Here is a 25,315-nt window from a genome sequence, read left to right as displayed (position 1 = left end):
GTCACGCAACCGTCGGGGACTGCGGCGTTTCAGGGCTGCTAGAACAGGTGGCCCAGCAGCGAGGCAAAAAGCTCATCGGGATCGCGGGGCAGTCCCTTGGAAGAGAACCACTCGCAAAGATTGACGCAGTCGCGATGCAAGAAGTCCATTCCCTGCGGGTTGCCGGCCAGATCCACGCACTGCGGAACATCGATGACCACCAGGCGCTCGCCGGAAACCAGGAGGTTGTAGGCCGACAAGTCGCCGTGGGCCACTCCCAGGCCAGCGAATTTTTCCAGGGCCTCGCTGAGCTGCTCCCACAGCGAGGGCAGGCGCGGGTCAAAGCGCGTGAGTTGCTGGAGGCGAGGTGCGGCTGCCAAAGGATTATCCGGGTCCGCAATGAATTCCATCAGGATTTCAGTGCCGTCAATCTGGACTGGATACGGGACGGGAATGCCCGCCTCATAGCAGCGCAGCAGGTAGGTCCATTCTGCGTTGGCCCACTGCAAGGCGGCAATGTCGCGGCCGTACGCGGAGTTGTTGCGGATGGCTCGATTGTCACGGGAACGACGGGCTGATCGGCCATCGCTGTAGGCCTGCGACCGGCTGAATTGCAGGCGATCCCGCGAACGGTAGCGTTTTGCGGCCAGCAGGCTTGTGCGCCCGCCGATAGCGCGTTCGAGCAGGAAGACATCGCCTTCCTTGCCCGTTTTGAGAATGCCCAGTTCGGTGTCCATGGCACCGGCATCCTCGATCAGCCACAGGGGATACGGCTGCGGACCGCGAAAGCCCTTCTCGACAAAGGGCCACGTGGAATAGCGCTGGCCGGCAGGCGGCTCGTCAATGGCCGACTCTTTCCAGGCGGGCTTGTGCCTGTGGAATTTGAGTTGCGTGTCAGGATCTGCGGATTCGGGAGTAATCAGCCGCGAGCTGGTGGATGGGTCTCCAGCAGGAAAATGCATTGGGAAAAGTCCTTAGAAAAAGGGAAAAATGACCGGGAACGGCGGTAGGCAATCATCGTTACCCCTCCTTCAATAGACTGGTTGGCATTTGCCAATGACTAGAACTCTACAACAGTGAATCAATATGTTGCAATGGGGGAATGAACCAGAGCCTGAACTACCAAAAGCAAACCGGGGATTTGCCGTGGGCAGGAGCCGTGAACGCGCGGCATATTTGTGGCGCCTTCTACCGCATGGGGCGCCATGAGTGGCTGAGCGCGGAAGGGTGGCGCCAAATGCAGGGTGATGGCATCACCAAGGTCGTTGACCTGCGCAATCCAAGCGAGATTCATCGGCGCGAACACGATCCGGCGGTTCCGGATGCCAGCCTTGCCGGCATTGAACTTGTGAACTTGCCGCTGGAAACACCGGGCAATCAGCGGTTTGAATCGATGGCCGTGCCATATATGAATCACACGGGCCTGTATCAGCTGGTCTGCGAGGAATTCGGCAGCCAGCTGCGTGCAATATTCGAGGACTTGGCCAACTCGCAAGGCGCAACAGTCATCCATTGCTCGGCAGGCCGTGACCGCTCGGGGCTGATCGCCACGCTGCTGCTGGACCTGGCCGGACTGGAGGATCGCATTCTCGTGCACGACGAGCTGGCGGTGCGGGGCATTAATGAATGGCATCGGGTCTCTGGGCGAAAGCATTCCTACGAGAGCTATCGCACCGAGGAAGAACTGCGGGGGATCATCAGCGAGCGCGCTGAGGCACTGGAGGATTTTTGCGCCTGGATCGGTTCAGCGCGCACTTATCTGTTGGCCCAAGGCATGGAAGATTGCGATCTCGAGCGCCTGCGTTCACTGGCAGCACAGCGCTGATTCAGTGCAGGCCTTGCCCTCATTGCGCCGTCGGATCTTGGGCTCATGATCTCAAAATCGCCAATTGCGGGTGTCCTTGGTCACGCTCTTCCTGATATGGTTAATATTAATACTGACCGACCGTTCAGGAAGGAATTGTGTCAATGCCGACAAAACAGATCAGCGTAGTGCCCAGCTTCATCGCGGGAAAATGGTGGACTCCCGAATCCGGAGGCGGAACGGAGGTTCGGGACGCCAACACGGGGGAACTGCTTGCCTCGGTTACCAATGACAAATTGGATGTCGCAGCAGCGGTCGCCTATGGACGAGGTACCGGGCAACAGGAGCTGGCCAAGCTGACATTGCATGAGCGCGCGCTGAAGCTCAAGGAGCTGGCGTTGTATCTGAATGAACGGCGCAAGGATCTTTACGAGATTTCGTTCAAAACCGGCGCCACGAAGATCGATTCCATGGTGGACATCGATGGCGGCATTGGGGTGCTCTTCACCTTTTCCTCCAAGGGCCGCCGCGAATTGCCTAACAGCAACGTCATCCTCGACGGTTCCACGGAACCGCTAAGCAAAGACGGCTCCTTTATCGGCACGCATATCTACACTGCGATGAGTGGTGTGGTGGTGCAGGTCAACGCGTTCAACTTCCCTGTTTGGGGCATGCTTGAAAAGTTTGCGCCGGCCTTTATCGCAGGGGTTCCCACCATTGTTAAACCTGCAACTCCCACTGGCTACCTCGCTGAGGCCGCCGTCCGCATGATGCTGGAATCCGGCATCCTTCCCGAAGGCTCCCTGCAGCTGCTTTCGGGGTCGGCCAGGGACATCATGGATCATCTCGACTACCGCGACATGTTCGCCTTCACCGGCTCGGCGGCCACCGCAAGCAAGTTGAAATCCCATCCCAATGTCATCGACGGGGGAGTGCGATTTGCGGCAGAAACCGACTCGCTCAACGCGGCTATTCTTGGGCCTGACGCGCAGGAGGGAAGCCCGGAATTCGAAGCATTTATCAAGGCAGTCGTCACCGAGATGACCTCCAAAGCTGGCCAGAAATGCACCGCCATCCGCCGAAATATTGTTCCCTCCCACCTCGTTGATCCCGTTATCGCAGGCATTGGCAAGCGAATCGACGAGCGAGTTGTTATTGGCGATCCGCGCGTCGATGGCGTGACCATGGGCGCACTCGCGTCATTGGAGCAGCTGGCTGATGTGCGCTCAGCGGTTCAAGACATGATCGACGCCGGTGGCGAGCTGGCCTATGGGCGCTTGGAAGCCCCGGCGGTGCGCGTGGCTCCGGAGCGAGACGCCGTGGCGGACGCCGGTGCGTTCATGTCGCCGGTGATTCTTCGCTGGGACGACGCCCGCAACCCATTGGTCCACTCCCGAGAAGCTTTTGGGCCGGTCAGCTCCGTAATTGGCTACGAAAATCTTGAGGAAGCGGTCCAGCTGGCCGCGATGGGCTCCGGCTCGCTGGTGGCCACAGTGTGCAGCAATGATGCCAATACCGTGCGTTCGCTGGCTCTGGGCATCGCTGCCCACCATGGCCGCGTGCATATCCTGAACCGGGAAACCGCACGCTCAACCACCGGCCATGGCTCACCAGTGCCTCACCTTGTGCATGGCGGCCCGGGCCGTGCCGGCGGCGGGGAAGAGCTCGGCGGAATCCGGTCGGTCAAGCACCATATGCAGCGCACGGCGGTGCAGGGATCGCCGAATATGCTTACTGCCTTGAGCGGGGTGTGGCATGCCGGCGCTGAGCAGAGCCTGGCGGGATGCGAAAAATTTGGTGGCGATGCCAAGAACACCCACCCATTCCGCAAGTCGCTGGCTGAGCTGCGCATAGGAGACGGGTTCGCCTCGGACCTTCGTGTTGTGAATTTGGAGGACATCAGCGACTTCGCACAGAAGACCGGCGATACGTTCTATGCGCACACCGATGCGAAGGCCGCCGAATTGAATCCGTTCTTCCCGGGCATCGTTGCCCACGGGTACCTCCTGGTCTCTTGGGCTGCTGGACTATTCGTTGAGCCGGCTCCGGGGCCGGTGCTGGCCAACTACGGTTTGGAGTCATTGCGCTTCATTACGCCGGTGGCTGCGGGAGACTCCATCCGCGTGACGCTCACGGCCAAGAAGATCACTCCTCGCGTCACCGACGAATACGGTGAAGTCGCCTGGGACGCTGTCTTGCATAACCAGAACGATGAAATTGTTGCGACCTACGATGTCTTGACCTTGGTGGAGAAAGAAAACCTCACCTACGCCAACTTCGGAGTCTAATAACCGATCCGTTCAAGGGTGGATGCCGCGAATGCGGCGTCCACCCTTTTTCGTGCCTCAATGCGAGCACAGGGTCTTTTAAACAGCTGTGTAAGCGTTTCCATTATGGACAAGATTTTGATTGTGGCCGGAAAATTTTATGGCAATTTATCCGTTTGGTTTCGCGGATTTAATATGTTTACAAAAATTTACTTGTTGGTAAGGCATGAGAAAGCGCTTACAGTTATGTCGCAGGTCACACGTTGATGGGGAGCGTGTGGTTGAGCGATCCCGGCGCAGCGGCGTCGATGGATCGCAGCCCATTCATCACATCAAAGGAGCTTTTCTGTGGGACTTTTGCCATCACGTGCCAAATCAACAAAACGCCGGATCGGCGCCGGAAGGGCCAAACCAGTCGCGGCCCTAGGCGCTTCACTGGCCCTGCTCGCCGCGCCGTTGTTCTCCGCGCCAGCCCAGGCCGCCACCCCATCTAACGACGGGAAAGACGTCATCCTCAACCTCTTCCAATGGAACTGGAATTCAGTGGCTCAGGAATGCCAGTCCAGCATCGGCCCGGCAGGTTTCGGCTATGTCCAGGTTTCCCCTCCGGCAGAGCACCTGCGTGGCACGGCATGGTGGACCTCCTACCAGCCGGTGAGCTACAAAGTGGACTCCAAGCTCGGCAACCGTGAGGAATTCTCCGCCATGGTGAACAGCTGCAACGACGCTGGCGTCAAAGTCATCGCCGACGCGGTGGTCAACCACATGGCTGGCGCCGGCCAATCCGGCACCGGCACCGCTGGCTCGCCCTTCTCCGAGGATCATTTCCCCGAGTACTCGGCCCAGGACTTTAATGATTGCCGCACCAACATCACCAACTACGCTGACCGCTGGCAAGTACAGCATTGCCGCCTGGTAGGCCTCCAGGATCTGAAGACCTCCAGCAGCTACGTCCAGCAGAACATCGCCGACTACCTGGATGATCTCGTTTCGCTCGGCGTCTCCGGCTTCCGCATCGATGCCTCGAAGCACATCCCGGCAACAGACCTGGAAGCCATCAAATCAAAGATGAAGAACTCCGGTGCCTACTGGGTGCACGAAGTCATCGGCGCCTCGGGAGAGCCAATCCAGGAAAGCGAATACCTGGGCAGCGGCGACTCCCACGAATTCGACTATTCCCGCCAGCTCAAGCACGACTTCGACGCGCAGATCGCCAACTTGCGCTTCATCGGCGATGGCAAGCTCGCTAGCGACCGCGCCGGAGTTTTCGTCACCAACCACGACACCGAGCGCAATGGCGAATCCATGAACTACAAGTGGGGCGCGAAGTACCTGCTGGCCAACGTCTTCATGCTCTCCTGGCCGTATGGGTCGCCCACGGTCTACTCGGGCTTCACCTTCACTGACAAGGAAGCTGGCGCTCCCGGAGCGGGCGATTCCTCGGTGCCAAATGCGAACTGCGATTCTTCGTCCTGGACTTGTGAGCAGCGGCAAGATGAAATCACCGGCATGGTCGGCTTCAACAACGCTGTGGGCGACGCAGCGGTGAGCAACTGGTGGGATGACGGAAGCAACCAGATAGCCTACGGGCGGGGGAACAAGGGCTATGTAGCTATCAACAACACCGGGGCAGCCACCACCCGCGAATACACCAGCACCCTGGCGGCTGGAACCTACTGCGATGTGGTGGGTGCAGGAGACTGCTCGAAGACCATCACGGTGGGAGCGGACGGTAAATTCATGGCCACCCTGCCTGCCTACGGCGCCGTGGCACTGCATATCGGAGCCCTTGCTGATGGTTCCGGCGGCGGATCACAAACGCCGGATCCAGTGGAAGACACCGCCGATGTCAGCGTGGCCGTGACCGCAGAGACCACGATGGGACAGAACATCCGCATAGTTGGCAACCAGCCAGAACTAGGCAGCTGGGATCCTGCCAAGGCTGTGCAGTTATCGCCGGCGAACTACCCCAGCTGGACTGGAACGGCAGATCTTCCTGCCGGGACCCAGTTTGAATACAAGTACATCAAGTACGACCAGAGTGGCAATGCCGTATGGGAATCGGGGAGCAACCGCACCGCCACCGTGCAAGCCGACGGATCCTTGAACCTGGCTGACAACTGGCGCAACTAGCAACAAAAAAGTGTTCCCGCTCCAAGATGGTGCGGGAACACGTTGCCTTCAGTTATTTTTCGGTTTCAGCGTTCATCTTGTCCAAGGTCGCCTGCTTCGCTTTTTGCAAGGCAAGCTCTTCTTCACCCAGCTCCATCTGCACGGGCTCAGACCCTGCCGCAGGCAAACTGCGCCACAGGAAGAAGCCGTAGGCGGCGGCCAAGGCAATGAAAACGTAGAGGCCAAGCATGCCAAGCATTGGCGAAATCACGAAGTAGATCACCAGATCGGCAATGGCTGCAAGGGCCAGCAGCAGCCACCCTTCACGCACGCCGCGGGCGATCATGACGAAGGAAGCGAAAATAGCGGCGTCAGCGAAGTACATGACCCAGACTTCTGGCGTAGCGGACAGGAAGCCGGAGTTGAACAGGAAAGGGCCAAAGCGCAGGGCCACAAGCAAGATCAAGCCCGCGATCATGCCGACGGCTGACCAGCTGGTGATGGACGTCGTGGTGACCTCGCGACTGAACTTGCCATTGAGCTTGAATTGCGAAAAGCGCCAAAGGCCAAAAATCGGCAGCACCAGCAGAGGGATTGCGTAGATCAGCCCCAAGAGATCAAACTGCAACGCGGAAATCATCGGGCCGACAAAAACCGAGAGGATCAGGGTCCACCAGCCCAAATCATTGCGATGCGCAAGCAGGATTGCGGAGACGAAAACTAGCAGCATGCTAGCGGCAGACAGCAGGATCTGAACGTAGGAACTACCGCTGTCAGCAGTAGCCATGAACAGGGTTTCTAAGATGGAATCCACGGTGCTCTTCACTCGATCGATTGGCAACGACTGGTGCACAAGGCACCCCTTCGATGCTAACGGTGAATCCTGTGAGCCAAAGAATTCTAGAAGGTTGGATGCGCCACAAGACCTGAGCTCATGATGCCAGCAATGCCCGATGAGGCTCCCTGCCGAAAGCAGGGAGCCTCATTCGAGGGATACGATATTGGCCTACTTCACTTCCGTGTGCAAACCGTGGAAGAGCAGCGAGACGGCCTGTTCTTCCAGCGCCGAAGCTTCGAGCGGTCCATCAACGCGGTACCAGTCCACGATCGAATTAATTGTTCCGAACAGGAGGCGGGCGGTGGAACGCGGCTCAAGATCATCTCGAAGCTTGCCGTCGCTTTGCGCGGCCGTGACCAGCTCGGCAAGCTGGCGGTCCATCGCACGGCGGCGTTCCAAAGCCTGGCGTTCGAGCTCGGTATTGCCCCGCAAGCGCAAGAGCAGGGTTACATAGGGGCGCTTTTCGATCAAAATGCGGATCGTCGAGCGCAGGAAAAATTCCAGGCGCTCATCGGCACTGCCCGCGTGCGCGCGCACCTCGGTATTGACCGCTTCCAGGGGGATGAGTGCCGCGTCCAACGCCAGCCGCAGCAAGTCCTCCTTTGACGGAACATGATGATAAATCGCGGACTTGCTGATGCCCAAGCGGTCGGCAAGCTTGCCCATCGAGGTCGCGTCATAGCCATATTCGTTAAAAGCCTCGACGGCAATTCTCAATACGGCGTCTTGGTCGTACCCGGGGCGCCCGCGTTTCACCGGGCGGCTGGCAGTGTCGGTAGTGTCCATGATGAATCGATTATTCCATGTCCCTGCGCGTATTACTGATTGCGCAGGTCATAGATCCTCTTGAGCTTGCCCATGGATCGCTCTAGCGATTCGGGCTCAACAACATCGATGGCGCAGGATGAACCAATATGGATCTTGATGAGTTTCGCCAGTTCCGTCCCGGCATGTTGCGCCTGCTCGGCTGACGCATCCGTGCGGCGCTCCACCTTCACCGCCAACTGGTCCATCCGGCCTGGGCGTGAGAGGACAAGCTGGAAATGCGGGGAGAGGCCTGGAACCTTGAGGATCAGCTCTTCGATCTGGCTCGGGAAGAGGTTGACCCCGCGAAGAATAATCATGTCATCGCTGCGTCCGGTGATGCGTCCCATGCGGCGGTGGCCAGGTCGGGCACTGCCTGGCATGAGGCGAGTCAGGTCATGGGTGCGGTAGCGAATAATTGGCAGAGCCTGCTTGGTCAACGAGGTGAATACCAGCTCGCCATGTTCGCCGTCGCCCAGAACCTTGCTGGAGTCGAAGGCATCAATGATTTCTGGACGGAAGTGGTCCTCCCAGATGTGGCTGCCGTCTTTGCGCTCATTTGATTCGCCGGCCACGCCGGGCCCCATCACTTCGGAGAGCCCATAGATGTCGCAGGCATCGATGTTGAACATCTCTTCGAGCTCATGGCGCATCTCCTCGGTCCATGGCTCTGCGCCGAGGACTGCGACCTTCAGCGAGGTGCTGCGCGGGTCCAGGCCCATGCGCTGCATGGCATCGCCGATAGTCAGCAGGTAGGTGGGAGTGCAAAGGATCGCGTCCGGGGCAAAATCCTGGATCAGCGAAATCTGCTTATCGGTTTGACCGCCAGACATCGGGATGACCGTGGCACCCAGGCGTTCGGCAGCGGCGTGGGCGCCTAGACCGCCAGTGAACAGGCCGTAGCCATAGGCGTTGTGGACCTTCCAGCCAGGCTTGACTCCCGAAAGCCGAAGGCATCGCGCACCGAGCTTCGCCCAGTCCGCCAGGTCCTGCTGGGTGTAGCCGACAACGGTCGGTTTTCCAGTGGTTCCGGAGGAGGCGTGGATTCTGGAGACCTCGTGCTGGGGCACGGCAAACATGCCAAAGGGGTAGGTCTTGCGCAGGTCCTCTTTGTCCGTGAATGGGAAGAGCGCAAGGTCGCCAAGCTCCTTGAGATCCTCCGGATGGACCCCGGCAGCGTCGTATTTTTCCTTGTAGTGCGGAACATTCGCATAGGCGTGGTGCAGCGTTTCCTTGAGCCGCTCAAGCTGGATGGCTTCGATCTGGTCGCGGCTCATGGTCTCTTCGGGATCGAGAGGATTCGGAAGTGCATCGCGGCTGGGTGTCTGAGACATGCTGAAACTTTCGTGAGAAGTGAATGGGGGAGAGGCCTTTAGCTGGGCTTCGGGACGGTGCGGGAACGTCCACGGAATTCGGCAACCACTTCCAAGGCGCCGTCACTTGATTCTTGGGTCACCGTAATGTCATAGACCCCGCTACGCCCTTGTTGCGAGACCAATTTGCCGGTGGCGGTGAGTGTTCGTCCCGGAATTGCAGGCCGCAGGAAGTTGATATCTGCTCCTGAGGCTACGGTGATGCTCTGATCGGAGCCTTCTGCTGGATTGCAGCTCAGTGCGAAGGCCGTGTCGGCCAAGGCGAAGATCATTCCGCCGTGCCCGATGCCGAATCCGTTGAGCATTTCAGGGCGCAGTTCCATGCTGATGACAGCGTGCCCTTCGCGAACTTCGATGACGTTGATGCCCATCCATTGGGTCGCATAGTCATTGCGGAGTATGGCGTGGGGTACCGGTTCTTCTACCTGTGTGTTGGTCATCATTGTCCTTCGCCCATTTATTTACCGAACGATCATTAGGTAATAACATAATGTGAGCTAAGTCAAGTTTTCGGGCGTCAAGTGGCGAACTATTGCGGAGTGCAGATGCCGGGATTAAGGGTCGAAGAGCTTTCGATGCAATTCGAGGATGAAGGGTTCCTTGATGCGGTTGTAATCCATGACCAGCGCATCCTCTCCCTGCTCGGCCAGCAACTGCGCCGCTGCCTGTCGCTTGATCTGCGCATAAGCCCGGCGGTCAGCAGCATCCAGTTTCAGGTGCTCGCGGAACAGCATCATGCGCAAATACTCAGGGCTGCCTGCGGGGAAAACATGGACGTTGGCGTCCATGCGCCCACTGGCGGCAGGCGGCTTGAACATGCGGTGCGCGTACCAACCGGGTTCGCGATGCCAAAACACCAAGCCTGCTTGCTCCAGCGCTGGAGCGTAGCTCGATTCATCGTTGGCATCGGGGACCAGCAATGCGATATCAATGATGGGCTTGGCGGGAAGCCCCGGGACCGAAGTGGAACCGGTGTGCTCAATGGCCAGCGCTTGAGGCCCCAGGGCCATGCTGATTTGCTCGCAGAGTTCCTGGAAGTGATGTGGCCAGCTCGGCGAGGGTTCCTCGATGCGAATATTTCCCCGGGTCAGCTGCCCGTTGACGGGCTCATATTCCGGATCTTCCTTGGGCTGGCTGGACAGCAGCGGCAAATAGGGCAAGGTGCACAAGTATCGCTCAACGCCGGGCCAGCGCGGATCTCCTGCCGAATTGGAGATCACGCAGCCCAGGGCGCGGTAAAAATCGATGGCGTCATCATCCGTGGTGGCCCACAGATTCTTGCCATGCAGGGCGCGAAGTTCTTCGAGCAGCGCTCGTCCCAAACCGCGATGCTGGAATTCAGGGAGAACGGCAAGATATTCCAGGCACAGCGAATACTGATCACTGTGCCGATACGCTGCCAGCGCTGCAACGTCGCCCTCCTTGGTGAAGTGAGCGAGTACCTGGAGGTTCTCGCATTCATCCAGGAGGTCTTGCAGCCCTTGTTCTCCGACAGGATCGGCGGCCAGCACCAGCAACCGGCGCACCGACGAATCGCCGCGGTAGTCCTTGATGTCGATATGGCGCATGGCCGCCCTTCCCGGTCAGTGGCAGAATTCAGATGAGCTTCGTGCAGCCCAGGGAGTCCAAGGCAAAGGCATAATCCCAAGCCCGCGACTTCCAGGATTCATAGCGGCCCGAGGCGCCACCGTGGCCACCGTCCATCTCGGTTTTGAGCACGATCGGAGCATTTCCGGTGCCCAGCTCCCTGAGCTTGGCAACCCACTTGGCCGGCTCGACGTACAGCACGCGGGTGTCGTTGAGCGAAGTCACCGCCGCGATCTTGGGATAGGCCTGGGCGGTGACATTCTCGTAAGGCGAGTATGACTTCATGTAGTCATAGACTTCCTTGCTTTCGATGGGATTGCCCCATTCTTCCCATTCCAACGCGGAGAGCGGAAGATCGGGGTCCAAGATCGAGGTCAGCGCATCCACGAATGGAACCTGGGCAATGACCGCCGTGTACAGCTGCGGAGCCATATTCGCGATGGCGCCCATCAGCAGCCCGCCGGCAGAACCGCCCAGGGCAACGATGCGCTTCGGATCCGCCAGGCCCGAATCGACCAGGTGCCGGGTGGAATCGATGAAATCGGTGAACGTGTTCTTCTTATGCAGCTTCTTTCCCTGCAGGTACCAGTCGCGGCCCAGTTCGCCACCGCCGCGCACATGCGCAATGACGAATACGACGCCGCGATCCAGCACGCTCAGGCGCGGGATGCCGAAGCCCGGATCCATGGACGCTTCGTAGGAACCGTAGCCGTAGATCAGCACCGGCTGGGGCACGGAGGTATCCAGGTCCGAACGGCGCATGATGGTCAGCGGAATCCTGGTTCCGTCCGCTGCCGTGGCCCATTCGCGAGTGGAGAGGTACTTGGAGGCGTCGTAGCCATTGACCGGAGTCTGCTTGCGCAGCACCAGCAGCTGGTCTTGAAGCCACAGGTCGTAGACGCGCGCCGGCGTGAAATCGGATGTGTAGCTGATGCGGATCAGCGGGGCATCGAGTTCGGCGAAGGTTGGAGAGGCGGTGAACAGCTCATCTTCAAACTGCGGTTCGAGCGCGGGGGCCTGTTCTACAGTGCCCAAGCCTTCTAGCGGGATCAGCTGGACTCGTTCGCAGGTATCGCGGCGCACAGAAAGAATCACGTGCGAGCCGGTCAAGGCGGTGCCTTCGATCTTCGTCGTATTTTCATGAGCCACCACGGTCTGCCACTGCTCTGGCTTGGCATCCTGGCCCAGCTGGTCCAAGGCCGCCAACGAGACCATGTTGTTTGGCGCCTGGTAGTCATGGGTAATCAAGGCCTGCCCGGTGCCTGGCATCAAGTCGATTCCGTGCAGCACCCGCAGGCCGCGGGGAACCAGCAAGGCCACCTCCGCCTGATCACGGGTCAGATCCAGCATGCTGGTTTCCGAGTACTCGGAGTTGCCGCTGGAAATCATAAGGGTCTTGCGATCGGGGCTCAGATCGAATCCGAGCCACATTCCGGGATCATTTTCCTCAAAGACCAGCTGGTCCTGCGCAGCATCGGTGCCAAGGCGGTGGGCAAGAATCCGGTTCGGACGCCAGGTCTCGTCAACGACGGTGTAGAACACAGTGGAGGAGTCGGGGGAGAAAGCCAGGCCGTAGAACACGCCGTCAATGACATCTGGCAATAACTGCCCGGTGCGCAAGTCCTTGATGTACAGGGTGAAGCGCTCGTCGCCGGCATTATCTACGCAGTAGGCCAGCAGGTTGCCTTCTTCGTTCAATGCCATGCCGCCGAGCGAGAAGAACGGCTTGCCCTCGGCCAACGCATTGCCATCCAGCAAGACTTCTTCGTCGGGCAGCGGCTGCTTGGGATCGATCACCGGCGGGGTCCAATCGGCGACCGGGTCCGAGGAATCTGCGGCTTTGACCCGGCACTGCACGGTGTAGGGCTTTCCTTCGGCGGAACGCGTGAAATACCACCATCCGCGCCGGCGGACCGGGACCGACAAATCGGTCTCCACGGTGCGGGATTTGATCTCGTTGAAGAGGTCATCGCGCAGTGGCTGCTGGTCGGCCGTGACTGCATCGGTGTAGTCGTTTTCGGCTTTGAGGTGCTCGATGACCTCGGAGCTGGACTTCTCGCGAAGCCACTCGTAGTTGTCGATGAAATCATCGCCATGGAAGCTGCGGGTGGTCGGACGCTGCGCGGCGTGCGGGGGATTGGCGGTCAACGATGGATCAGTCATATCCCTATTCAATCCCACTGCGGGGACTGATGGGCGCAAGCTATGCTCAGCGCGGACAGAACCGCCAAGTCCAATGCGAAAAACCCGTGGTGCCAACGGGCCAAGGGTTCCGGCTAGACTTTATTGCGCTTAGGCTTGCTGGAATAGGAACCTATCGGCAGCTTGGGCCACTCGCCCTTCAGCACGAGAAAGCGATCATCAGTGGAAAAGATTCAAAGAGTTGCCCGCACCGGGCGCCTGAGGCGTTGGGTTGCGGCCGCGGCCATCGGCCTGATGGCCTTGGTCGTCGGCGCACCGTCGGCCATGGCCCAAGGCAGCGAGAGCGTCGAAGGCCAGACCTACGTAATTGGTACAGATACCACCTTCGCCCCCTTCGAATTCCGCAAGGATGGGGAACTGACCGGTATCGACATGGATATCCTGCAGGCAATTGCCGAAGACCAGGGATTCAAGGTTGAAGTCCGTTCCCTCGGCTTCAGCGCCGCCCTGGCTGCTTTGTCGGCCAACCAGGTGGATGGCGTGATCGCTGGCATGTCGATCACCGACGAGCGCAAGGAAATCTACGATTTCTCCGAGCCTTACTTCGAGTCCGGCGTTCAGATGGCCGTGTCCAAGAACGATGAGGACATCAAGGGCTATGACGACCTGGACGGAAAGACGGTTGTAGCCAAGACCGGCTCCGAAGGCGAGTCCTACGCCAAGTCCATTTCCAAGGAATATGGATTCAAGGTCAAGTCGCTGGACCAGTCGGCAACAATGTACGAGTCGGTGAAGTCCGGTTCGGCTGTTGCGGTGTTTGATGACTATCCCGTGCTGGCCTACGGCATTGCCCAGGGCAATGGCCTGAAGACCGTCACCGACAAGGTGCCCGGCGGCTCCTACGGCTTCGCCGTGAACAAGGGCGAAAATACTGCCCTGCTGGCCGCGTTTAATGACGGCCTGGCCGAATTGAAGGCAAATGGCGAGTACCAGAAGATTCTCGACGAGTATCTTGCTGATCCCAGCGCCGCGGTACCAAGCAACTTCTTCGACCTGGTAGCCAAGTCCCTCCCTGCGCTGATGACCGGCCTGTGGCACACCTTGCTGGTGACGGCGATTTCCTTCGCAATTGCCATGGTGCTTGGCCTGGTCTTCGGCTTCCTGAAGATCTCGCACAACATTGTCTTGCGCGGCATTGCCACGACGTTCGTGAATATTTTCCGTGGCACCCCGCTGCTGCTCTGGGCGTTCATGTTCTACTTCGGCCTGCCGCAGCTGACCGGTTGGGAAATTTCGGTGTGGACCGCCGGTATCTTGACACTGTCGCTCAACGCCGGCGCATACGTTGCGGAAATCGTTCGCGGTGGCATCCAGTCGGTGGATCCGGGACAGCTTGAAGCGTCGCGCTCCCTGGGCCTGGGCTATGGCAAGTCCATGCAGAAGGTCGTGGTTCCCCAGGCTTTCAAGATGATGACCCCATCATTGATCAACCAGCTGATCATCAGCCTGAAGGACTCCTCGTTGCTGTTGGCCATCGGCTTTGGCGAATTGCTCTACCAAGGCCAGCAGATTTACGCAGCGAACTTCCGCGTGACCGAAACCCTGCTCATCGTAGGTGTCATTTACTTCATTGCCATCATGGCCCTGACCAAGTTGGCTAACTACGCCGATCGGAGGTTCAACAAGTGAGCGCGGAAACTGTAAAGAGCTCCCAGGTGAAGATCGAGGTCAAGGACCTGCATAAATCCTTTGGCTCCAATAATGTCCTGAAGGGCATTGACATCGACATCCGCGAGGGCGAAGTAGTATGCGTGATCGGTCCATCGGGTTCGGGCAAGTCCACGCTGTTGCGTTGCCTGAACAAGCTGGAGGATATTACCTCGGGCAAGGTCGTCGTTGACGGCTTTGACGTCACTGATCCCAAGGTGGACATCAATGAAGTCCGCCGCCATGTGGGCATGGTGTTCCAGCACTTTAATCTCTTCCCGCATATGTCGGTTGCCGAGAACATCATGCTCGCGCCAGTTGAGCTGAAGAAGATGAACAAGGCGCAGGGCCGTGAACGCGCGCTGGAGCTGCTGGAGCGAGTCGGGCTCAAGGACAAGGCCGATGCTCGTCCGTCGTCCCTGTCCGGCGGCCAGAAGCAGCGCGTTGCCATTGCCCGTGCCTTGGCCATGGCTCCTGGAATCATGCTCTTTGACGAGGCAACCAGCGCGCTTGACCCCGAAATGGTAGGCGAGGTGCTGCAGGTGATCAAGGAACTGGCAGAATCCGGCATGACCATGGTCTTAGTGACCCACGAAATGGGCTTTGCCCGCGAAGTGGGCGACCGGGTGATCTTCATGGCTGACGGCGTGGTCTGCGAGCAGGGCGAACCTGAACAGCTCTTCGGCAACCCGCAGCAAGAGCGCACCCGCGACTTCCTGTCGAAGGTCCTCTAGGCCTTCGAGCCAAGGCTAGTTCCTGAGCCGTGCTGCCCGTTCCAGCTTTTGCTGGCCTCGGGCGGCACGGCTTTTTGCGTGATCAAGCTTACTGACGTTTAACGTCAAGGTGCTTGAAGCTTCAACTTGTGCCACATAGTGTGGAGTAGGAAATCAAGCAGGAATATCCCTGAACGGACGTCCTTACCTAGGAGCTAGATAATGACCACACTGGAAAACAATCCCCGCTTGCTTGCTTCCGCGCAGCTCGTGCTGCGCCTGGCAATCGGTTTTCTCTTCGCAGCCCATGGCTGGCAGAAGTTTTCGCAATTCACCATTGAGGGCACCACTGCCAGCTTCACCCAGATGGGGGTTCCCGCGGCCAGCCTTGTAGCCCCGGTCGTAGCAACCCTGGAGCTTGTTGGCGGCGTGGCGCTCATCCTGGGCCTGGCCACTCGAATCGTCGGCGTTCTCTTGGCCTTGGATATGGTCGGTGCCATCGCCATGGTTCATGCCCAAAGCGGCGTGTTCGTGGCCAATGGCGGCTTTGAGCTGGTTCTCGCCCTTGGCGCCGGTGCCGCGGCCCTTGCGTTGATGGGACCGGGAAGCTGGGCCCTGGACCGCTTGTTTGTTGGCCGAAAGGCCGCTCGGCGCGGGTTGATCAACGCCTAGCTGGCAGCATTTGCGGCAAACCCCAAGGAATAGTCCTTGGGGTTTTGCTGTATCTGCAGATCTCGTGTTGACGTGACGGAGCGCACTCTGACATACTGAACGAACGGTCAGTATGTAATTTGTAATCGATGAGGTGAACCCATGGCTTCGACCACACCGCAGGAACCGGGACTAAGCGCCGTTCCGAGCTACGAAGAAGAGCAGTCGCAAGCGCGCTTTGATGCCTTGATTAATCAGGACTCGCGTGTTGAGCCACGCGACTGGATGCCTGAGCCCTACCGCAAGACCCTGACTCGCCAGGTCTCCCAGCACGCTCACTCGGAAATCATCGGCATGCAGCCTGAAGCCAACTGGATCAGCCGCGCCCCATCGTTGAAGCGCAAGTCCATTCTGATGGCCAAGGTGCAGGACGAGGCGGGTCATGGCCTCTACCTGTACTCCGCGGCGGAAACCCTGGGAACCAGCCGCGACGAGCTCAACGACCAACTGCTGACTGGTCGGGCAAAGTACTCCTCGATTTTTAATTACCCCGCCCGTTCATGGGCCGATATGGGCGCCATCGGCTGGCTGGTCGACGGAGCTGCTATCGCTAACCAGGTCCCGCTGTGCCGGGCATCCTACGGACCATACGGCCGTGCCATGGTGCGCATCTGCAAGGAAGAATCCTTCCACCAGCGCCAAGGCTTTGAAATCCTGCTTGCGCTTTCGAGGGGAACTGCAGCACAGAAGAAAATGGCACAAGATGCCATCAACCGTTTTTACGAGCCGTCGCTGATGATGTTCGGCCCGCCTGATGACCAGTCGCCAAACTCCCAGCAGTCGATGGCATGGAAGATCAAGAGATTCTCCAACGACGAACTGCGCCAGCGCTTTGTCGGGATGATCTCCGAACAGGTCAAGGTATTGGGCATGACCCTGCCTGACCCGGAGCTGCGCTTTGACGAAGAAAAGAAGCAGTGGATCCACAAGGATTTGAACTGGGATGAATTCATGGAAGTGATCAAGGGCAACGGCCCGGTCAACTCCCAGCGCCTGGAACGCCGCCGCGAAGCGCACCGAGAGGGCGCATGGGTCCGAGAAGCCGCATCGGCATATGCCGCAAAACAAGCACAGAGCGAGGTCGCCTAATATGAGCCAGCAGAACAATTGGCCCCTGTGGGAAGTATTTGTCCGTTCTTCCCGAGGCCTCTCGCACGTGCACGCCGGGTCCCTGCATGCACCCGATGCCCAAATGGCCGTGCGCAATGCCCGCGACCTCTACACCCGCCGCAACGAGGGCGTTTCCCTCTGGGTTGTGAAGTCCACCGACATCATCAGCTCTGACCCCGACGAGAAGGATTCCTTCTTTGAATCGCCCCAGGGCAAAGACTACCGACATGCCACGTACTACAAGGCCAGCGAAGGGGTGAAGCACCTGTGAAGCACGACGAATTGGATGCTGCGCTGGACAGCTTCGGCGACGCGCTGGCCTCGGCCACCCGAGTCACCCCCGGCAACGCGCTTCGCCCAGAAGACATCGCCGTGGACGGCATCGCACCTGGCGAGGACGTCGCGCAGTATGCGCTCACGCTCGGTGATGACGCGCTGATCCTGGCCCAGCGCGTGGCAAACTGGATTTCGCGCGCCCCCGAGCTGGAAGAGGACGTTGCCCTGGGCAATATTGCCTTGGACGTCCTCGGGCATGCCCGGTCCTTCTTGACCTATGCGGGATTGGCATGGGACAAGACCGAAGATGATTTGGCCTACTGGCGCGAGGAGGAGGAATTCACCTCGCTGTGGATCGTTGAACAGCCCAACGGGCATTTCGGTGTCACCATTGTCCGGCAGCTGATCGTCTCGATTTTCCAGCACCTGCTCTACCAGAAGCTGGCCACCTCCCAAGACGAAACCTTGGCAGCCATCGCCGCCAAGGCGGTCAAGGAAGTGGATTACCACCGTGACCACGCCATCCAGTGGACCATTCGCCTGGGGCAGGGAACCAAGGAATCAGCCGAGAAGATGCGCCATGCCCTGGAAATCCTCTGGCCCTATGTTGATGAGATGTTCCGCGACGAAGCAGTCCATCAGAATCTGGAATCAATCGCCGTACTTCCTTCTACCTTGCGCGAAGCTTGGCAGGAAGAGATCTCCGCAGTACTAGCCGAAGCAGGTTTGGAGATTCCGGCCACCGGACAAGCCATGGCCTACGGCCGCCGGGGCGAGCACTCCGAGCATCTTGGCTATCTGCTAGCTGAAATGCAAGTACTGGCCCGCAAGCATCCCGGCGCCAGCTGGTAACCACACATTAAGCCCGTTAGGGGGAGCAGTCTTGAGCAAACTGATCGCTGACGCCAAAGAGCTGTTCGCCATCGCAGCGAAGGTCAATGACCCGGAAATTCCCGTGCTGTCCATTGCCGACCTCGGGATTCTGCGCGAGGTGAATCTCGACGACGATGGCGCGGTGCAGATTGTCATCACGCCAACGTACTCCGGATGCCCGGCGATGGACGTCATCAGCGAAGATCTGTACCAGGCGTTCAAGCAAGCCGGCTATGGGAAGGTCGATATCAAGCTGGTGCTGGCGCCAGCCTGGTCCACCGACTGGATGAGCGATGAAGGCAAGAAAAAGCTCGAGGAGTACGGCATCGCACCGCCTACCGGACGAGGCCATGCCGGTCGCATCACGCTGGGAATGAGCGTGAAATGCCCCCGCTGCCACTCGCTGAATACCCGTGAACTGGCGCGTTTCGCCTCCACTTCCTGCAAAGCGCTCTACACCTGCAAAGACTGCTTGGAACCTTTCGACTACTTCAAGGTGCTCTCATGACCGAACCACAAACTTCCACCCGCCGCAGGGCTTCGTTCCATCGGCTCACCGTCTCCAACGTGCGTCGGCTGACCAAGGATTCCATCGAGGTCACCTTCGCCATTCCCGAGGCGCTCAGCGAAGAATACGATTATGTAGCAGGCCAGTACGTGGCCCTGCGCAAGGAGCTGCCCAATGCAGAGGGCGAGCTCGTCGAGCTGCGCCGTTCCTATTCGATCTGCGCGGCCCCGACCGGCGATGAGATCAAGGTTGCCATTAAGCGGGACCTTGGCGGATTATTCTCCACCTGGGCCAATGAAGAACTGGCCGCCGGCGATCAAATCGACGTGATGAGCCCGGCCGGCGCCTTCATTTCCAAGCACAAGCTCACCGAAATCAACGATCCGTCGAAGATCAATACGACCAGCCAAGATCGTTTTGTCGCGGTTGCAGCTGGCTCGGGGATCACCCCGGTCCTGGCCATTGCCCGCACGATTCTTGAAGCCAACGACCATAGCCGCTTTGACTTGATCTATGCCAACAAAGCCGCCATGGACGTCATGTTCCTCGAAGAGCTGGCGGACCTCAAGGACCGCTATCCAGCACGATTGGCCCTGCACCATGTGCTGAGCCGGGAACAGCGGATTTCACCACTGCTCTCGGGGCGCATTGATGCGCAGAAGCTGACAGCGCTGCTGACCAATGTTGTCCAGGCCCCAACGGTCGATGAATGGTTCCTCTGCGGCCCCTTCGAACTGGTCCAGCTGGTCCGGGACCAGCTCACCGCCCTTGAGGTCCCCGCCGACAGGGTCCGCTTCGAGCTGTTCAGCACGGGCGAACCGAATAAGCCGCAAGGCCACATCGGGCGTCCGGTGATCGTGGACGAAAACGAGGAAAGCTATGAGATCAGCTTCAACCTCGACGGCCTCAAGGGCGAGGTCAAATCCCCGGCCCGTGCCAACGAAACGGTCCTGAACGCCGCATTGCGGGTCCGCCCGGATGTGCCATTCGCCTGTGCCGGCGGTGTCTGCGGCACTTGTCGAGCAAAGGTGACCTGCGGTTCGGTGACGATGGCGGAAAATTATGCACTGGAACCAGAAGAAGTTGAAGCAGGCTACGTGCTGACCTGCCAGTCGCACCCGACCAGCGACAAGCTGACCGTCGATTTCGACGCATAGGAAAACAGGGAGCAACCATGATCGAACTGACGATTGCCGATTCGGTAGCGCGCGTTGTGCTCAATGCGCCGCAGAAGATGAACTCCTTGGATGAGCAGGCCTTGGCCGAGTTGTCGCAGGCTTATGACACTGCGGCTGCTGGTGTCGCCGATGGCACGGTCCGTGCGTTGGTGCTGACCGGCCAGGGAAGGGGATTCTGTGCGGGGCGGGATATCTCCAAGGTGGATCCGGCCGATGATGATGTCATCGGCTACCTCGAAGGCAAGGTGCAGCCTTTGCTGGAAAAGATGTCCAATTTCCCGGCACCAACCTTCGCCCTGGTCCAGGGAGCGTGTCTGGGAGTTGGGCTGGGCCTGGCGATCGCTACCGACGTGGTCTATGTTGCGGAGAACGCCAAGATCGGTTCACCCTTTGCCAATCTTGGCGCGACGCTGGATTCCGGTGGGCATTGGTTGTTCACTGAACGCCTAGGGGCCCACCGCACCTTGGACATGATCTACACGGCCGAATTGATTTCGGGGGCCGAGGCCGTGCGCTCGGGATTGTTCTCCCGCGCGTTTCCTGCCGAAGAATTGGCGAGCCGCAGCGAGGCCTTGATTGAAAGAGTTGCCCAAGGCGCCACCCAGGCATTTGTCGCGTCCAAGCAATTAGTGCAAGAAATCCGGGACCAGCGAGCAGGACTCTGGGCTTCAATGAACAATGAAAATCGTGCCCAAGCCGCTTTGTGCGATACGCCTGATTATGCCGAAGGATTCAAATCCTTCCAGGAGAAACGGCCGCCGGTATTCTTCGGCAAGAAGTAATGCCTGGCGGGCTTATTCCTGCTTGAAACAAGTAGCTGCTCCCTGGCCGCTGGTTCTCTTCGAACCGGTGGCTCCAGGGAGCAGCTTCTTGTCTTCTGTGCACTTTGGCCCGATGGCCGGGTCCCAGGCCTTAGCGGGTGTCGGTGTCCTCGAAGATCAGATGGGTCTGGGTATCGAGCACCGTGGGCAACGCCTGCAGTTCCTCGAAAACCACACGGCGCAAATCCAGGTTGTCCTTGGCGCGCACCAGAAGAATCACATCAAAGTTTCCTCCGACCAGGCCAATGTGCTGAACTTCGGGAATGGCTGCAAGATGATCTCGCAGTTCCCTCCATGAATGCTGGCGAAGTTTCAGGGTGACATAGGCGCTGGCCTTGAGCCCTGCCTTGACCGGGTCAATGACTGCTGTATAACGCGTGATCACGCCGGCTTCTTGCAGCTTGGCGATGCGTGAATAGGCATGGGCGCGCGACACATGGACCTTCTGGGCAACCGTTGTTACCGACTGGCGTCCGTCCTTGGTCAGTTCCGCCAGAATGGCACGGTCAACCTCATCAAGTTTCAGCTCCGCTTCCGCGGCCATGACTCTCCTTTTCAATGTGTCTGACATCTCCACGCCAAACACATTTTATTGAAACATTTCGTCTACAAGTATACGTATCTGAATCACAACTTTCCACGATTCTTGGCTTGAGTGGATACAGAATGCAATCGCTACGCATAATTGATTGCAAATGATGTTTAGGTGAACTGAGTCACAAGGGCGTGCGCCCATGGACTGAGCCCAAAGTACGGAAGGCGGGAGAACATGAGCGCAGAAGCTACCTCGGATCGCATGTCTGAAGTCAGCAAGAAGTTCGGCATTAGCCCTGAAGATTACATGCTGCCAGCACGGCACATGATCAACCTCTTGAACCCGGATGGATCGCTTCGCCCGGAGAGCGAGCAAGGCACCGAACCGGGGCACGAGTATCCACTGCCAAGTCCTGCACGGCTCATGGAAGCCTACGCTGCGCTGGTTACCGGCCGCCGTGTGAATGACCAGAACTCCGCGCTGGTTCGTCAGGGACGCATGGCCGTGTACCCATCAAGCCATGGCCAGGAGGCCTGCCAGATCGCCGCGGCGCTCTGCCTGGAAGAAAACGACTGGCTCTTCCCGACCTATCGCGACACCGTAGCCGTGCTCACCAAGGGCGTAGCCCCGATGGAAGTCATGACCAGCTTCCGCGGCGAATGGCACTGCGGCTATGACCCCAAGGCCTACAAATGCGCTCCGATGTCCACGCCGCTGACCACCCAGCTGCTGCATGCCGTTGGCGTTGCCCACGCGGCCAAGCTGCGCGGTGAAAACACCGTGGTGGTCGCCATGTGCGGCGACGGCGCCACCAGCGAAGGCGATTTCCACGAAGCGCTCAACTTCGCTGCAGTATTCAATCTGCCGGTGATCTTCTTCGTGCAGAACAACAAGTACGCCATCTCCGTTCCGCTTTCGCACCAGAGCGCCGCCCCGTCGCTGGCTCACAAGGCAGTGGGCTATGGCATGGCCGGCGAGCGCGTGGATGGAAATGACCTGATGGCCCTGATGGCCATCATGACCCGTGCGGTGCGCATGGCCCGCGAAGGCAATGGGCCGCTGCTGATTGAAGCCCATACCTACCGCATGCAGGCGCACACCAACGCCGATGATGACAAGCGCTACCGCGAGGACTCCGAGGTGCAGGCCTGGATCGCAAAGGACCCGGTCACGCGAATGAAGGCGTATCTCGACGACGCCGGGCTGCTGACCGATCAGGTGGTTGCCAAGATCGCCGAGGATGCTGAAGCCGTGGCCAAGACCCTGCGCGATGGCATGAACCAGGACGCCAACACGGATCCGCGCGAACTCTTTGAACATGTTTATTCCACCAAGAGCACCCAGCTCGCCGAGCAGCAGGCAATGCTTGCTGACGAACTAGACCGCGAGGAGGCCTAAGATGACCGCCACGACATCGCGCGTCAACCCCAATGTGAGTGCCGCTACCGCACGTGCTGCTGCCAAAGCCGCCAGCGAAAACCAGCCCGTGACCTTCGGCAAGGCCCTGAACACCGCGCTCGCCGACGGGCTTGTTGCTGATGAATCCGTCGTTATTTTTGGCGAGGACGTGGGAACCCTCGGTGGCGTCTTCCGCATCACCGATGGCCTGACCGCCCGCTTCGGAGCCGAGCGCTGTTTTGACACCCCGTTGGCTGAATCAGGCATCGTCGGCATGGCGGTTGGCATGGCCATCAACGGCATGCGCCCAGTCATCGAAATGCAGTTTGATGCTTTTGCCTATCCTGCCTTTGAACAGGTCGCTTCGCATGTGGCCAAGATGCGCAACCGCACCCAGGGCAAGCTGTCGCTGCCGATGGTGATTCGCATTCCCTACGCCGGCGGCGTAGGCGGCGTCGAGCACCACTGCGATTCCTCGGAAGGCTACTACGCCCACACACCTGGCCTGAAAGTATTCACGCCCTCTTGCGTGGAAGACGCCTACCTGATGCTGCGTGAAGCCATTGACTCGGATGATCCGGTGGTCTTCTTCGAGCCAAAGAAGCTGTACTGGTCCAAGGAGCAGGTGGACCTAGAGCAGCTGGCTCAAGAGTACGAGGCAAAAAAGAGCGCACCGACTGAAGGCCGCGCACGAATCGCTCGCGCCGGCAGCGACGCCACGTTGATCACCTACGGGCCGAGCGTCTCAACCGCAATGGAGGCGGCCAAGATGGCCGCCGAAGAAGGCATCAACCTGGAAGTGATCGACGTGCGCAGCATCGTTCCCTTTGATGACGAGGCGGTGTGCGCTTCGGTGCGCAAAACCGGTCGGGCCATCGTGGTGGCCGAAGCCCAGGGATTTGCTTCGGTAGCCAGCGAAATCGTTGCCCGTGTGCAGGAGCGTTGTTTCCATTCACTGGCAGCGCCGGTATTGCGGGTGACCGGCTTTGATATTCCATATCCAGCGCCAACCCTGGAAAAGTTCCATCTGCCCAGCGCCGAACGCATCCTCGATGCCGTCGATCAACTTCAGTGGGAGGCATAAATGACTGTCAAGACCTTCTTATTGCCAGACCTTGGCGAAGGACTGACTGAGGCGGAACTCGTGCGCTGGATGGTTGCCGCCGGCGATATTGTCGCGGTGGATCAGCCGATTGCGGAAGTGGAAACGGCTAAGTCCCTCGTGGAGATCCCGTGTCCCTACGAAGGCGTCGTCTCGACCTTGCATGGTGAAGCGGGCCAGATGATGCTGGTGGACGAGCCGTTCATCTCCGTGAATACCGGTGGGGAAGAGGCAGCTGCTGCGCCGGAGTCCAACGGCGAGCGCGCGCAGTCCTACCGGGAAGAAGAGCTGGCTGGAACCCAGGTGCCGGCGGGCCATGCCGCACAGGATTCTGAAGAGGACGAGGGCAGCGGCAATGTCCTGATTGGCTACGGCACCGGTTCGGCCCAGCGCAAGACCAGCCGCCGGCGCAAGCCGCGGGCCATGGGCGCTGGAGATTCGGTCGCAGTCCAGGAAGCGCGAGAAGCGGTTCGCGTGATCAATCCGCTGGTGCGCAAGCTGGCGCGCGAGAATTCACTTGATATCTCCTCGGTGAAGGGCAGCGGCCCGCAGGGGCTGATCCTGCGCTCCGATGTTGAAGCCGCACTGGCTCGTCCAGTTCAAGAACCGTCTGCCAGCGGTTCGTTGGCCCTTGGCTCGCCGCAAGCCTCGGCGGCGACGGCAGCTATACCCGGGCAGGCGGCTGACGTTGGGGACAAGGATTCGCGCACGGGCTTGCCTGTGGCTTCCTCAGAGCTGCTGGCTGGTGTTCGAAAGACCATTGCGCACGCCATGAGCACTTCGCGTCGAGAGATCCCAGAGGCCACCGTGTGGGTCGACGTGGATGTCACGAAGTTGTTGAAGCTGCGCTCCAAGATCAAGGAAGCCGAGGGCCAAGCACCGAGCGTCATGGCGTTGATTTCGCGCTTTGCCGTGGCTGGGCTGCAACGCTTCCCTGAACTCAATAGCCGCATCGAGGTCGAATCTGACGGCTCCCTGCGGCATACCCTCTTCGAGGGAGTCAATCTTGGCTTTGCTGCGCAGACCGAGCGCGGCCTGGTGGTGCCGAATGTGCGAGGGGCCCATAAGCTCAATGCCCAGGAGCTTTCGGCCGAGTTCGCGCGCCTGGCATCGGTGGCCCGAGATGGCAAAGCGGGTGTGGCTGACCTTTCGGGCAGTACCTTCACGATCAATAACTATGGTGTCTTCAATGTCGACGGTTCGGCCGCGATCATCAATTATCCTGAGGCCGCCATTCTTGGCCTGGGGCGCATCATCGACAAACCATGGGTTGTCAACGGGCGGCTCAAGGTCCGTTCCATCTGCGAATTGACGCTGAGCTTTGATCATCGGGTCTGTGACGGCGGCACTGCTGCAGGGTTCCTGCGCTACGTTGCCGATGCGATGACCGACCCGAAGCGGGCCCTGGCGACGTTGTAGCCGCTACGGCATGGAGCTGCTTGCCGTAGCGGTGCTAATGATGCCCGTCGAACCCTTG

Annotated in this window: 23 protein-coding genes; 15 read left to right on the top strand and 8 right to left on the bottom strand. The window is 59.3% G+C overall.

The window, feature by feature from the left end:
• Positions 1-38: 38 nt before the first annotated feature.
• Positions 39-941 (bottom strand): serine protein kinase RIO, encoded by a 903-nt coding sequence (locus AOZ07_RS12700; RefSeq protein ID WP_060702321.1) that lies wholly within the window; start codon positions 939-941, stop codon positions 39-41.
• A 140-nt stretch (positions 942-1,081) separates the two neighbouring features.
• On the opposite strand from AOZ07_RS12700, the gene AOZ07_RS12695 reads away from it, so the two are divergent.
• The 3 genes from AOZ07_RS12695 to AOZ07_RS12685 all read left to right on the top strand — a co-directional run bounded on the left by AOZ07_RS12695 (position 1,082) and on the right by AOZ07_RS12685 (position 6,183).
• Complete coding sequence (locus tag AOZ07_RS12695) at positions 1,082-1,804, top strand: tyrosine-protein phosphatase (RefSeq protein ID WP_060702320.1); 723 nt, start codon at positions 1,082-1,084, stop codon at positions 1,802-1,804.
• A 143-nt stretch (positions 1,805-1,947) separates the two neighbouring features.
• Entirely contained in the window at positions 1,948-4,071 is a 2,124-nt protein-coding gene (paaZ, locus tag AOZ07_RS12690; RefSeq protein ID WP_060702319.1) for a phenylacetic acid degradation bifunctional protein PaaZ, read from the top strand.
• 327 nt (positions 4,072-4,398) lie between these two features.
• Positions 4,399-6,183, top strand: a complete 1,785-nt coding sequence (locus AOZ07_RS12685; protein WP_236995186.1) for a carbohydrate-binding module family 20 domain-containing protein — start codon at positions 4,399-4,401, stop codon at positions 6,181-6,183.
• 52 nt (positions 6,184-6,235) lie between these two features.
• Here AOZ07_RS12685 and AOZ07_RS12680 read toward each other — a convergent pair whose 3' ends face one another.
• The 6 genes from AOZ07_RS12680 to AOZ07_RS12655 form a co-directional block, all read right to left on the bottom strand.
• Positions 6,236-6,976 carry a nicotinamide mononucleotide transporter gene (locus AOZ07_RS12680; RefSeq protein ID WP_171919354.1) on the bottom strand — a complete coding sequence of 247 codons (741 nt, stop codon included), beginning with the start codon at positions 6,974-6,976 and terminating at the stop codon, positions 6,236-6,238.
• A 192-nt stretch (positions 6,977-7,168) separates the two neighbouring features.
• Complete coding sequence (locus tag AOZ07_RS12675; protein WP_060702317.1) at positions 7,169-7,786, bottom strand: TetR/AcrR family transcriptional regulator; 618 nt, start codon at positions 7,784-7,786, stop codon at positions 7,169-7,171.
• A 32-nt stretch (positions 7,787-7,818) separates the two neighbouring features.
• Positions 7,819-9,138 carry a phenylacetate--CoA ligase family protein gene (locus AOZ07_RS12670; RefSeq protein WP_060702316.1) on the bottom strand — a complete coding sequence of 440 codons (1,320 nt, stop codon included), beginning with the start codon at positions 9,136-9,138 and terminating at the stop codon, positions 7,819-7,821.
• A gap of 38 nt (positions 9,139-9,176) precedes the next feature.
• Complete coding sequence (locus AOZ07_RS12665) at positions 9,177-9,617, bottom strand: hotdog fold thioesterase (RefSeq protein ID WP_060703449.1); 441 nt, start codon at positions 9,615-9,617, stop codon at positions 9,177-9,179.
• Positions 9,618-9,731: 114 nt separating this feature from the next.
• Positions 9,732-10,745, bottom strand: coding sequence for a GNAT family N-acetyltransferase (locus AOZ07_RS18450; protein ID WP_060702315.1), 1,014 nt, complete (start codon positions 10,743-10,745; stop codon positions 9,732-9,734).
• Positions 10,746-10,773: 28 nt separating this feature from the next.
• Positions 10,774-12,927, bottom strand: coding sequence for a S9 family peptidase (locus AOZ07_RS12655; RefSeq protein WP_060702314.1), 2,154 nt, complete (start codon positions 12,925-12,927; stop codon positions 10,774-10,776).
• A 201-nt stretch (positions 12,928-13,128) separates the two neighbouring features.
• Between AOZ07_RS12655 and AOZ07_RS12650 the strand changes: the two genes are divergently transcribed.
• The 9 genes from AOZ07_RS12650 to AOZ07_RS12610 all read left to right on the top strand — a co-directional run bounded on the left by AOZ07_RS12650 (position 13,129) and on the right by AOZ07_RS12610 (position 20,764).
• Positions 13,129-14,595, top strand: coding sequence for an amino acid ABC transporter substrate-binding protein/permease (locus tag AOZ07_RS12650; RefSeq protein ID WP_084793249.1), 1,467 nt, complete (start codon positions 13,129-13,131; stop codon positions 14,593-14,595).
• Positions 14,592-15,347, top strand: a complete 756-nt coding sequence (locus tag AOZ07_RS12645) for an amino acid ABC transporter ATP-binding protein (RefSeq protein ID WP_060702313.1) — start codon at positions 14,592-14,594, stop codon at positions 15,345-15,347. Before AOZ07_RS12650 ends, AOZ07_RS12645 begins: the two co-directional genes overlap by 4 nt.
• A 201-nt stretch (positions 15,348-15,548) precedes the next feature.
• Entirely contained in the window at positions 15,549-15,998 is a 450-nt protein-coding gene (locus AOZ07_RS12640) for a DoxX family protein (RefSeq protein ID WP_060702312.1), read from the top strand.
• A gap of 141 nt (positions 15,999-16,139) precedes the next feature.
• The gene (paaA, locus tag AOZ07_RS12635; protein ID WP_060702311.1) at positions 16,140-17,126 is read left to right on the top strand and encodes a 1,2-phenylacetyl-CoA epoxidase subunit PaaA; all 987 of its coding nucleotides are present in this window, start codon (positions 16,140-16,142) and stop codon (positions 17,124-17,126) included.
• Complete coding sequence (gene paaB / locus AOZ07_RS12630) at positions 17,092-17,418, top strand: 1,2-phenylacetyl-CoA epoxidase subunit PaaB (RefSeq protein ID WP_084793248.1); 327 nt, start codon at positions 17,092-17,094, stop codon at positions 17,416-17,418. The genes paaA and paaB overlap by 35 nt, the downstream gene beginning before the upstream one ends.
• Entirely contained in the window at positions 17,415-18,275 is an 861-nt protein-coding gene (gene paaC / locus AOZ07_RS12625) for a 1,2-phenylacetyl-CoA epoxidase subunit PaaC (RefSeq protein ID WP_060702309.1), read from the top strand. Before paaB ends, paaC begins: the two co-directional genes overlap by 4 nt.
• Positions 18,276-18,306: 31 nt before the next feature.
• Positions 18,307-18,804, top strand: coding sequence for a 1,2-phenylacetyl-CoA epoxidase subunit PaaD (gene paaD, locus AOZ07_RS12620; protein WP_060702308.1), 498 nt, complete (start codon positions 18,307-18,309; stop codon positions 18,802-18,804).
• Positions 18,801-19,961 (top strand): 1,2-phenylacetyl-CoA epoxidase subunit PaaE, encoded by a 1,161-nt coding sequence (paaE, locus tag AOZ07_RS12615; protein ID WP_060702307.1) that lies wholly within the window; start codon positions 18,801-18,803, stop codon positions 19,959-19,961. The genes paaD and paaE overlap by 4 nt, the downstream gene beginning before the upstream one ends.
• Before the next feature lie 17 nt (positions 19,962-19,978).
• Positions 19,979-20,764: an enoyl-CoA hydratase/isomerase family protein gene (locus AOZ07_RS12610; RefSeq protein WP_060702306.1), complete on the top strand. Its 786-nt coding sequence runs from the start codon at positions 19,979-19,981 to the stop codon at positions 20,762-20,764.
• A 130-nt stretch (positions 20,765-20,894) separates the two neighbouring features.
• Here the strand turns inward: AOZ07_RS12610 and AOZ07_RS12605 are convergent, their stop codons facing one another.
• Complete coding sequence (locus AOZ07_RS12605) at positions 20,895-21,347, bottom strand: Lrp/AsnC family transcriptional regulator (RefSeq protein WP_084793247.1); 453 nt, start codon at positions 21,345-21,347, stop codon at positions 20,895-20,897.
• Between the two features lie 225 nt (positions 21,348-21,572).
• Here AOZ07_RS12605 and pdhA point away from each other — a divergent pair, with 225 nt between their 5' ends.
• Genes pdhA through AOZ07_RS12590 form a run of 3 tightly spaced genes read left to right on the top strand, consistent with a single transcriptional unit; the run spans position 21,573 to position 25,257 of the window.
• A complete protein-coding gene (gene pdhA, locus AOZ07_RS12600) occupies positions 21,573-22,736 on the top strand; it encodes a pyruvate dehydrogenase (acetyl-transferring) E1 component subunit alpha (protein WP_060702304.1) in 1,164 nt (387 codons plus the stop codon).
• Position 22,737: 1 nt separating this feature from the next.
• Positions 22,738-23,820, top strand: coding sequence for an alpha-ketoacid dehydrogenase subunit beta (locus AOZ07_RS12595; protein ID WP_060702303.1), 1,083 nt, complete (start codon positions 22,738-22,740; stop codon positions 23,818-23,820).
• Complete coding sequence (locus tag AOZ07_RS12590) at positions 23,821-25,257, top strand: dihydrolipoamide acetyltransferase family protein (RefSeq protein WP_060702302.1); 1,437 nt, start codon at positions 23,821-23,823, stop codon at positions 25,255-25,257.
• The last annotated feature ends 58 nt before the right edge of the window (positions 25,258-25,315 follow it).

The organism is Glutamicibacter halophytocola (assembly GCF_001302565.1).
In the GTDB taxonomy this organism is placed as follows: domain Bacteria; phylum Actinomycetota; class Actinomycetes; order Actinomycetales; family Micrococcaceae; genus Glutamicibacter; species Glutamicibacter halophytocola.
This window is presented reverse-complemented; position numbering and strand designations above follow the sequence as displayed.

Coding starts and splice junctions, on each gene's coding strand:
- pdhA (WP_060702304.1), top strand. CDS start 21,573: ATGAGCGCAGAAGCTACCTCGGATCGCATGTCTGAAGTCAGCAAGAAG.
- AOZ07_RS12640 (WP_060702312.1), top strand. CDS start 15,549: ATGACCACACTGGAAAACAATCCCCGCTTGCTTGCTTCCGCGCAGCTC.
- AOZ07_RS12610 (WP_060702306.1), top strand. CDS start 19,979: ATGATCGAACTGACGATTGCCGATTCGGTAGCGCGCGTTGTGCTCAAT.
- AOZ07_RS12595 (WP_060702303.1), top strand. CDS start 22,738: ATGACCGCCACGACATCGCGCGTCAACCCCAATGTGAGTGCCGCTACC.
- paaA (WP_060702311.1), top strand. CDS start 16,140: ATGGCTTCGACCACACCGCAGGAACCGGGACTAAGCGCCGTTCCGAGC.
- AOZ07_RS12695 (WP_060702320.1), top strand. CDS start 1,082: ATGAACCAGAGCCTGAACTACCAAAAGCAAACCGGGGATTTGCCGTGG.
- AOZ07_RS12675 (WP_060702317.1), bottom strand. CDS start 7,786: ATGGACACTACCGACACTGCCAGCCGCCCGGTGAAACGCGGGCGCCCC.
- AOZ07_RS12700 (WP_060702321.1), bottom strand. CDS start 941: ATGCATTTTCCTGCTGGAGACCCATCCACCAGCTCGCGGCTGATTACT.
- AOZ07_RS12665 (WP_060703449.1), bottom strand. CDS start 9,617: ATGACCAACACACAGGTAGAAGAACCGGTACCCCACGCCATACTCCGC.
- paaB (WP_084793248.1), top strand. CDS start 17,092: ATGCCGCAAAACAAGCACAGAGCGAGGTCGCCTAATATGAGCCAGCAG.
- AOZ07_RS12655 (WP_060702314.1), bottom strand. CDS start 12,927: ATGACTGATCCATCGTTGACCGCCAATCCCCCGCACGCCGCGCAGCGT.
- paaE (WP_060702307.1), top strand. CDS start 18,801: ATGACCGAACCACAAACTTCCACCCGCCGCAGGGCTTCGTTCCATCGG.
- AOZ07_RS18450 (WP_060702315.1), bottom strand. CDS start 10,745: ATGCGCCATATCGACATCAAGGACTACCGCGGCGATTCGTCGGTGCGC.
- paaZ (WP_060702319.1), top strand. CDS start 1,948: ATGCCGACAAAACAGATCAGCGTAGTGCCCAGCTTCATCGCGGGAAAA.
- AOZ07_RS12670 (WP_060702316.1), bottom strand. CDS start 9,138: ATGTCTCAGACACCCAGCCGCGATGCACTTCCGAATCCTCTCGATCCC.
- AOZ07_RS12590 (WP_060702302.1), top strand. CDS start 23,821: ATGACTGTCAAGACCTTCTTATTGCCAGACCTTGGCGAAGGACTGACT.
- AOZ07_RS12605 (WP_084793247.1), bottom strand. CDS start 21,347: ATGGCCGCGGAAGCGGAGCTGAAACTTGATGAGGTTGACCGTGCCATT.